This window comes from Amaricoccus sp. (assembly GCF_017993425.1).
GTDB lineage: Bacteria > Pseudomonadota > Alphaproteobacteria > Rhodobacterales > Rhodobacteraceae > Amaricoccus.
Map to the genome: position 1 here is coordinate 1 of NZ_JAGOMQ010000078.1, position 7,697 is coordinate 7,697.

Below are 7,697 nucleotides of genomic sequence, written 5' to 3' on the forward strand. Positions count from 1 at the left end.
GCGGAGGGTGTTGGATTTGGAGACAGACGGCAAAGTGGGCGTCCATTTGGACGGCTTGAGCGGCGTTGGGGTTTCGCGGCTTGAGGTGCTCGAGGGTCCGAGCGGTCGACTTCGGCGCAGTCCGGCGGAGCGTGCTCGCATCGCGGCGGAGAGCATGATGCCGGGCGTGACGGTGGCGGACGTCGGGTAATCCCCCCATTTTTCAGGGGTCGCGTTAGTAGAACTATGCCGCCAGTTTCATCGCCTTCAGCTTCATGGCGGGGGTGATCCCGCGGGACTGTCAGGAATTCCGTGTTTGGGCTGGCATAGTGGGATCGAAGGAGATCACCGACCCGACCCGCCACAAGCGGAGATCGACGCTCTTGCCGTGAACATCCGCGAGCTGATCCACGGCTGCTCGACACCGAGAACCCACTCGCGAAAAACCTTCAGGCAAGGCCTCGAGCGTCAGGTGTTGGTGGGAGACAGCGAGGGGGCGTCCCGTCAGGCCGCCGGGAACTCGTTCCGGAGGGCGCCGACGATACCCCGGGTGCAGACTTCGAGCAGGATCTCGCCCTTCTCGCGCGATGAGGCCTTGGGGGACGAGAGAGTGCCGCTCGCCGGTGTCCATTCCTTGTGTGGCGGATAGACGTCATAGGGCGGGAACTTGGCCGGCGGGTGGTCGATGGCTCGGTCGAGATGCACCTGGTCGGGATAGAGCGCCAGCATCAGCGAAGTCTCAAGCACCCCGCCGTGCTCGATATCCCAGCCGGCGAAGCCCTCGGGGTAGAGCCGCGCGATCGTCGGCTTGTCGACGAAGTCCCAGTAGGAGAGGACGACGATCTTCATGTCGTCGACGCCGCCCCAGCCCAGCTCGCGAAGGGCGAGGTCGATACCTTCGACGATGAACCAGGAATTCTCGAAATGGCCGTTGACAAGGCAGATACGCCGCGCTCCGTGCCTGGCGAATTCCTTGATGACATCGCGCAGAGCCGCGACCAGCGTGGCGCCGTCGAGGCTCGTCGTTCCGGGCAGGTGGTTGCCCCCGCCCGACTTCTGATGCGATTTGTAGCCGTAGGTGAAGGGCGGAGCGACCAGCGCCCCGATTTCGGCCGCGACACGGCGGGCGAACTCGACCGGCAGCAGCACGTCGACATGCATCGGCATGTGATGGCCGTGCTGCTCCATCGACCCGATCGGGATCAGAATTGGCACGGCCCCGTCGCGCACCTTCGCGTGGTAGTCGGGCCAGGCCAATTCGGCAGCGAAGACTGTTTCGTGCGCCATCGTCATCTCCTCTCGGATACGCACAACGGGATAGACTAAACTCCCGGCATATGGGAAATTTATTGTCATGATCCTGCCATCAGGCACCCCAATGAGTCAGGCGGCGACCAATCTCCAGACCGATCTGCTGCGCACCTTCGTCAGCATCGTCGATCTGGGCAGCTTCACCAAGGCCGGCAAAACGCTCGGCCGAACCCAGCCGGCGGTCTCGCTGCAGATGCGGCGCCTCGAAGAATTGGTCGGTCGGCCGCTCCTGCGCCAGGAAGGCCGCTCGTTCCAGCTGACGCCTGACGGCGAGATGCTGCTGAGCTATGCGCGTGACATCTTGCTCCTCAATGACCACGCCGCCGCCTTCTTCAATCGCGCGCGGCAAGAAGGGACGCTCCGCGTGGGCCTGCCGAGCGACTATGCCGTTGCCTTTCTTCAGGGTGTCATCACCGACTATGCTCGGCGGCATCCCGAGGTCGCCCTCGAGATCAGCTGCGGCCTGAGCACGGCTATCCTCGAACGGATGCGCGGCGACGATCTCGACCTCGTGATCGCGATGGTTGACTCAGGCCGTACCCAGTATCTTTCCCGTTCCTGGATCGAGCGTCCCATCTGGGCGGGAGCCAGGGAGGGGCGCGTCGAGGTAGGCGCGGGGCTTCGGATCGCCGCGCATCCCGATGGCTGCACCTACCGCGCCCGGATGATCCAAGCCCTCGATGCCGCCCATATCCGGTGGCGCATCTCCTACACCAGCCCGGGAATCTCCGGCCTGCAGAATGCTGTTCTGAACGGTCTGGGGATAAGTGCGTTGACGTGCCACACGTTGCTGCCCGGCATGCGCGTCCTCGGCCCCGAGGATGGGCTGCCGCCACTCGAGGACATCCGCGTCGGGCTCTTCTACAAGTACCCTCGGCTCAGCCCCGCCGGTATCGACCTGGTCAACCATGTCATCGCTCATCTCGACAGGGCCGGCACCTCGGGGGACTTGACCCGTCCACCCGGCGAACTGCGCGGATTGTAGGCGAGGCATTTCCCCAGATTATGGAACCATTAGCCCAATCAATTTCCCTGATGAGCCAACGGTTGCTATGGTTTCGTCAAAACAGGGTGGAGAACCGCAGATGTCCAACCTCAGCTTGTCTTTCGGGACACGCCGCCACTTCCTCAAGGGGGCAACGGCTCTCGCCGGTGGCGTCCTCGCCACGCCATTCCTCAACCGCCGTGCCTTCGCTCAGCCGGTTGAGCTCACCATGCTCGCCTGGTACGGCCACGCCGAGCCCGATGTCGTCGCCGCCTTCGAGGCTGAGAACAACGTAAAGTTCAAGCCGAAGTACTATACGGGCGGCGACAATATGCTTGGGTTGATCGCCCAGTCTCCTCCAGGGACCTTCGATGTCATCCTGTCGGATGCCGAATACGTTCAACAGCTGAACGCCGCCGGGTACATCGAGGAGCTGGACCCGGCGGATTACGATTTCGCCGATTACTTTCCGGAGTTCCAGCAGTTTCCCGGCCACTGGCAGGACGGCAAGCTGTTCTCTGTCCTGACCCGGTTTGGCTTCCTGGGGGTCGCCTACAACACGGACGCGATCACCGAGCAGGAGGCTTCGACCTACAACGTCTACTGGTCGGAGAAGCTGACCGGCAAGGTCGGTCATTTCGACTGGCACCTTCCGAACCTTGGCCAGATCAGCCTGTTGCAAGGGAACGCCTCGCCCTACGACATCGACGAGGACGCCTGGGAGGCGTTGCAGGAAAAGATGATGACGCTCCGCCCGCAGATCGGCGGCTTCTTCGACTACGGCGGTACCTTCTCGTCGCTGCAGAACGGCCAGATGCTGGCGATGGCCGGGATCGGCGACTGGATCACCGGGACGCTCGAGAAGAACGGCGCCAAGGTGCGCAGCGTCATCCCCGAGGAGGGTGGCCTGCAGTGGACCGAGTCCTTCTCGATCGGCAAGGGCTCGGCCAAGGCCGACCTCGCGAAGAAGTGGATCCAGTACATCACGTCGGCCCAGGGCCAGGTGAGGTCCGCGACGATGGCCGCCTATCCGGCCCTCATCCCGAACAAGGCCGGCTGGGAGCTTCTCGCCGAGGAGGATCCGGCCGAAGCGAAGCGCCAGGGCATGGTGCTCGACGACCCGAACAACGCCGTCGAGATGATCCGCAAGGGCCGCATCAAGTATCGCGAACTGCCCGTCCAGCAGAGCCTCGAGGACTGGAACGACTTCTGGTCCGATTACAAGGGTGCCTGATCGCGCCGCCCGGCCCAGCGGCCGGGCCGCCGGCCGGCGAACCGAGCCCTCATGCGAAAGGAGTCCGCGTGCGTAAAAGCATTTCCGTCTACGGGCTGACCTTCTCCATGCCGATGCTCGTCTGGCAGCTCGTGTTCTTCCTCGCGCCGCTCCTGTTCCTGATCGCGCTCAGCTTCTGGTCGGTCCGCAACTTCCGCATGGAGCCGGATTTCAACCCCGACAACTGGTCGCGGATGCTCGGCCGGAGCGTGTTCTGGGGCGCCTATTTCCGCACCTTCGCTCTTTCGGCCGCCGCTGCCCTCCTTACGAGCGCCCTCGCCTTCCCCGCGTCCTACGCCATCGCCTTCAAGCTCTCCGAGAGCGCCAGACGCTGGGCCGTCTTCCTGATGGTGATCCCGTTCTTCACCAGCTATCTCGTGCGGGTCTATTCGTGGCAGATTTTTCTGTCGGACAACGGCATCATCAACGCCGCGCTCGGCCATGTCGGTCTCGGGCCGTACCCGCTGCTCAACTCGACCTTCGGCGTGATGGTCGGCTACCTGACCCTCTGCTTGCCGCTCGTCATCCTGCTGCAGCTCTTCAGCCTCGTCTTCGTCGATCGCACGCTGATCGAAGCCGCCCACAACCTGCGCTGCGGTCGGCTCGCGACCGTGTTCCGCGTCGTCGTCCCCTCGGCGCGCGTCGGGCTGACGATCGCCGCGCTCTTCGCCTTCATCCTGACCTTCGGCGACTTCGTCTCGCCGCTCTACCTCGGCGGCGGAGACCCGCCGACGCTCTCGATCCTCATCACCGATACCACCAAATCGGGCCAGCAGTGGCCGCGGGCCGCCGTCGTGGCGCTCGTGATGATCGCGACGCTTCTCGCCGTCGCCTTCGCCGCCGTGCGGTTCGCCTACAAGGAGCGTGGCCGATGAACCGCGGCACGACCATCGACTGGTCCCTCCGTCTGTATCTTTTCGCCACCTTCGCCTTCGTCTTCGCCCCGATCGCGGCGAGCTTCGTCTTCTCCTTCAACGTAGACCGCTTCCCCTCGCTGCCCCTCGGCGGCTTCTCCCTGACCTGGTACCAGCAGGTGGCGGCGGACCCGCTGGTCTGGGAGGGACTGCGCAACTCGGTGATCGTCGGCGTCACCGTCTCGATCCTCGCCACGGCTCTCGGCTTCGGCGCCGCCTACACCGACTTCCGCTACCGCTTCTTCGGCAAGTCGCTCTACCTCGCGCTCGCGCTGCTGCCGCCGACGATCCCGGTCGTCATCCTCGGCCTCGCCATGCTCGCCTTCCTCGCCAATATCGGCCTGTCGGGCGGCATCCATTCGGTCATCATCGCGCATGTCGTCATGTGCGCGCCCTTCGCCATGGCGATCATCCGGCTCCGCCTCTCGCAGATGGACCCCGCGCTCGAGGCCGCGGCCTGGAACCTCGGCGCGTCGCAATGGGTGGCGATGCGCCACGTGATCCTGCCCTTCTGCCGGCCGGCGATCTTCGCCGCCCTCTTCATCACCATGGCGGTCTCCTTCGACGAGTTCGCCGTTTCCTGGTTCGTCTCCGGCCTGAACGAGACCCTGCCGGTCAAGGTGCTCGGCTTCCTTCAGGGCCAGGTCAGTCCGAAGATCAACGTGATCGGCACTTTCGTCTTCCTGACGACGATGACCCTCGTCGTTCTCGCCCAGATCCTCCTGATGAAGCGCAGCCGCTCCAGCACCGGAACTCCGTCATGACCCGCGACCCCCTCGTCGTCTTCGACCGCGTCTCCAAGAGCTATGGCGACTTCATCGCCGTCGAGCCGATGGATCTCGAGATCCACAAGGGCGAGTTCCTCGCGATCATGGGATCGAGCGGCTGCGGCAAGACCACGACGCTGCGCATGCTCGCCGGGCTCGACACCCCCTCCGAGGGCGATATCCGCCTCGCCGGCAAGCGGATCAACGACCTCCCCACCTGGTCACGCGACACGCCGATGGTCTGGCAGAGCCTCGCGCTATTTCCCTTCCTCACGGTCCGCGAGAATGTCGAGTTCGCGCTCAGGATGCGTGGCGTCGACAAGGCCGAGCGCCGCCGGCGCGCTGACAAGTGGCTCGAGCGGATGCATATCGCCGAATTCGCCGAGCGCAATGTCGCGCATCTTTCCGGCGGCCAGCGCCAGCGTGTCGCGCTGGCCCGCTCGCTGGTCACCGAGCCCGAGATCCTGCTCCTCGATGAGCCGCTCTCGGCCCTCGACGCCCATCTCAAGGTGCGGATGCAGGCAGTATTGTCGAACCTCCAGCGCGAGCTCGGCATCACCTTCGTCTATGTCACCCATTCCCAGTCCGAGGCCTTCTCGATGGCCGACCGCGTGGTCATCATGAGCCGCGGCCGCATAGAGCAGATCGGCGCGCCGCAAGAAATCTACCGGACTCCGCGCACCCGATTCGTTGCCGAGTTTCTCGGCTCGTCGAACGTCTTCGCCGGCCGGGTAGCCGGAGGGCCAGGGGGCGGCCTCGTGATCGAGACCCCGTCCGGCGTCTTCGACGTGCCGTCGGTCCCGGGAATACGGGCCGGCGACGAGGCGACCTTCGTTGTTTCCGACGATCGCGTTCATTTGAGCGGCACCCGGCCGACCGCCGGCAACACGCTCGAGGCGACGGTCATCGCCGAGGAGTTCGTCGGCGCCACGGCGATCGTCCATCTGGAGGCCGCGGGCGGCCAGGAGCTGCGGGCGCAGAAGAGCCACGATGAGGTCGCGCGGATCGGTCTTTCTCCCGGCGCCAAGGTCTGGCTGTCCTGGGACCGGGACGCGGGCCATGTGCTGCCGGGAGGCTAGAGCGATATCCAACCAGACGGAATTGTCTGGTGATCAGGATATCGCGCAAATTCAGAAATCCGGAGCGGACGGCCCGGCTCTGCCGGGACGGACCTGCTCAGGGCGCCGGCACCGTCGACAGCAGCCACCCGCGGAACGCCTTGATCGCATGTCCATGTTGCGTATCCGGCTCGACCGCGGAAACGACATAGTAGCCGTAGCCGTCTCGGATCGCCGTGTCCGAAAGCTGAACCAGCCTGCCCTCCCGGAGATCGTCGGCGATGATGGCGGGAGGACACAGGGCGACCCCCTGTCCGGCGAGCGCCGCGGCGCGCAGCAGGTTGAAATCCTCGAAGACCGGACCCGCGGCCAGCGTCAGCTCCGGGGCGCCCGATGCGTCGAACCACAGCCTCCATGCGCTCGCGTCGGTATCGTGCAGCAGGCCCGCGGCCAGCATGTCCCGCGCTGATCGCGGGCGGCCGAGATGGGGCGCGCAGACCGGAACCGTCCGTCCGGGCAGGAACGGCGCGGCGGTCATCCCTGGAAACACCGGCGGCGCGGCGGCGAAGACCACGGCCACGTCGACATCGGCGAAATCGATCGGCTGGCCATGCAGCGCATAGACGACCCGCACCTCAAGCCCCGGCGCGACGGCGCGAAAATGGCCGAGCCGCGGGATGAGCCAGCAGATCGCCACCGAGGGGATCACCGCGACGGTCAGGATGGCCGGTCCCCCGGCGCGGCGCGCGCGCCGGCAGGCCGCGTCGACGTCGCCGAAGGCGCGCCCCAGCGCCGCCGCCAGCTCCGCGGCGTGCCCCATGAGGATCGCGCGGTTGCCAGACCGCTCGAAGAGCGCGGCTCCGAACCAGGCCTCGAGCCCGCGGATCTGATGGCTGACGGCCGACTGGGTCACGCAGAGCTCATCGGCGGCGCGGCTGAAGCTGCCCAGCCGGGCGACGGCCTCAAAGACCCGGAGCGCGCCGAGCGGCGGCTGCGACATTGCGGCCCCTCCATGAGCTCAGCTAATGCTTTCCTGAGAAACGCTCTTTTGACAAGCGGGCCGTTTGACGACGAGAATGCCGGAACACCAAAAGACAGGAGGAACCCCATGACCAGCCTCGCCCTCGAGCGCGAACGCCTTCAGGACTTCACCAGGAACGGTCCGAAGGTCACCCCGACCTTTTCGGTCGCCGAGATGCAGCGTCGCCTCGACGCGATCCGCGGCCACATGGCCAAGGCCGGCATCGACGCCGCGCTCTTCACCTCCTACCACTGCATCAACTACTACTCGGACTTCCTCTTCTGCTATTTCGGCCGCCGCTACGGCCTCGTCGTCACCCACGACGCCTCGACCTCGATCTCGGCCGGCATCGACGGCGGTCAGCCCGCCCGTCGCACCTTCGGCGGCAA

Annotated in this window: 8 protein-coding genes; 6 read left to right on the forward strand and 2 right to left on the reverse strand. The window is 65.5% G+C overall.

The genetic code is table 11. The features are described from left to right. Positions 1-483: 483 nt before the first annotated feature. Entirely contained in the window at positions 484-1,266 is a 783-nt protein-coding gene (locus KBB57_RS19665; RefSeq protein ID WP_290753999.1) for a creatininase, read from the reverse strand. A 67-nt stretch (positions 1,267-1,333) separates the two neighbouring features. Here KBB57_RS19665 and KBB57_RS19670 point away from each other — a divergent pair, with 67 nt between their 5' ends. From KBB57_RS19670 to KBB57_RS19690, 5 genes are all read left to right on the forward strand, one after another. Beyond that, a complete protein-coding gene (locus tag KBB57_RS19670; protein ID WP_290754001.1) occupies positions 1,334-2,275 on the forward strand; it encodes a LysR substrate-binding domain-containing protein in 942 nt (313 codons plus the stop codon). Positions 2,276-2,375: 100 nt separating this feature from the next. Beyond that, positions 2,376-3,509: an extracellular solute-binding protein gene (locus tag KBB57_RS19675; protein ID WP_290754003.1), complete on the forward strand. Its 1,134-nt coding sequence runs from the start codon at positions 2,376-2,378 to the stop codon at positions 3,507-3,509. Between the two features lie 107 nt (positions 3,510-3,616). Then, positions 3,617-4,423, forward strand: coding sequence for an ABC transporter permease (locus KBB57_RS19680; RefSeq protein WP_290754011.1), 807 nt, complete (start codon positions 3,617-3,619; stop codon positions 4,421-4,423). Next, positions 4,420-5,226, forward strand: coding sequence for an ABC transporter permease (locus tag KBB57_RS19685; protein WP_290754004.1), 807 nt, complete (start codon positions 4,420-4,422; stop codon positions 5,224-5,226). Before KBB57_RS19680 ends, KBB57_RS19685 begins: the two co-directional genes overlap by 4 nt. Further along, complete coding sequence (locus KBB57_RS19690; protein ID WP_290754006.1) at positions 5,223-6,308, forward strand: ABC transporter ATP-binding protein; 1,086 nt, start codon at positions 5,223-5,225, stop codon at positions 6,306-6,308. Before KBB57_RS19685 ends, KBB57_RS19690 begins: the two co-directional genes overlap by 4 nt. Positions 6,309-6,405: 97 nt before the next feature. Here KBB57_RS19690 and KBB57_RS19695 read toward each other — a convergent pair whose 3' ends face one another. Further along, positions 6,406-7,287, reverse strand: coding sequence for a LysR substrate-binding domain-containing protein (locus tag KBB57_RS19695; protein ID WP_290754009.1), 882 nt, complete (start codon positions 7,285-7,287; stop codon positions 6,406-6,408). Positions 7,288-7,482: 195 nt separating this feature from the next. Between KBB57_RS19695 and KBB57_RS19700 the strand changes: the two genes are divergently transcribed. Next, the coding region (locus KBB57_RS19700; RefSeq protein WP_290754014.1) for an aminopeptidase P family N-terminal domain-containing protein at positions 7,483-7,697 on the forward strand (215 nt) is incomplete at its 3' end.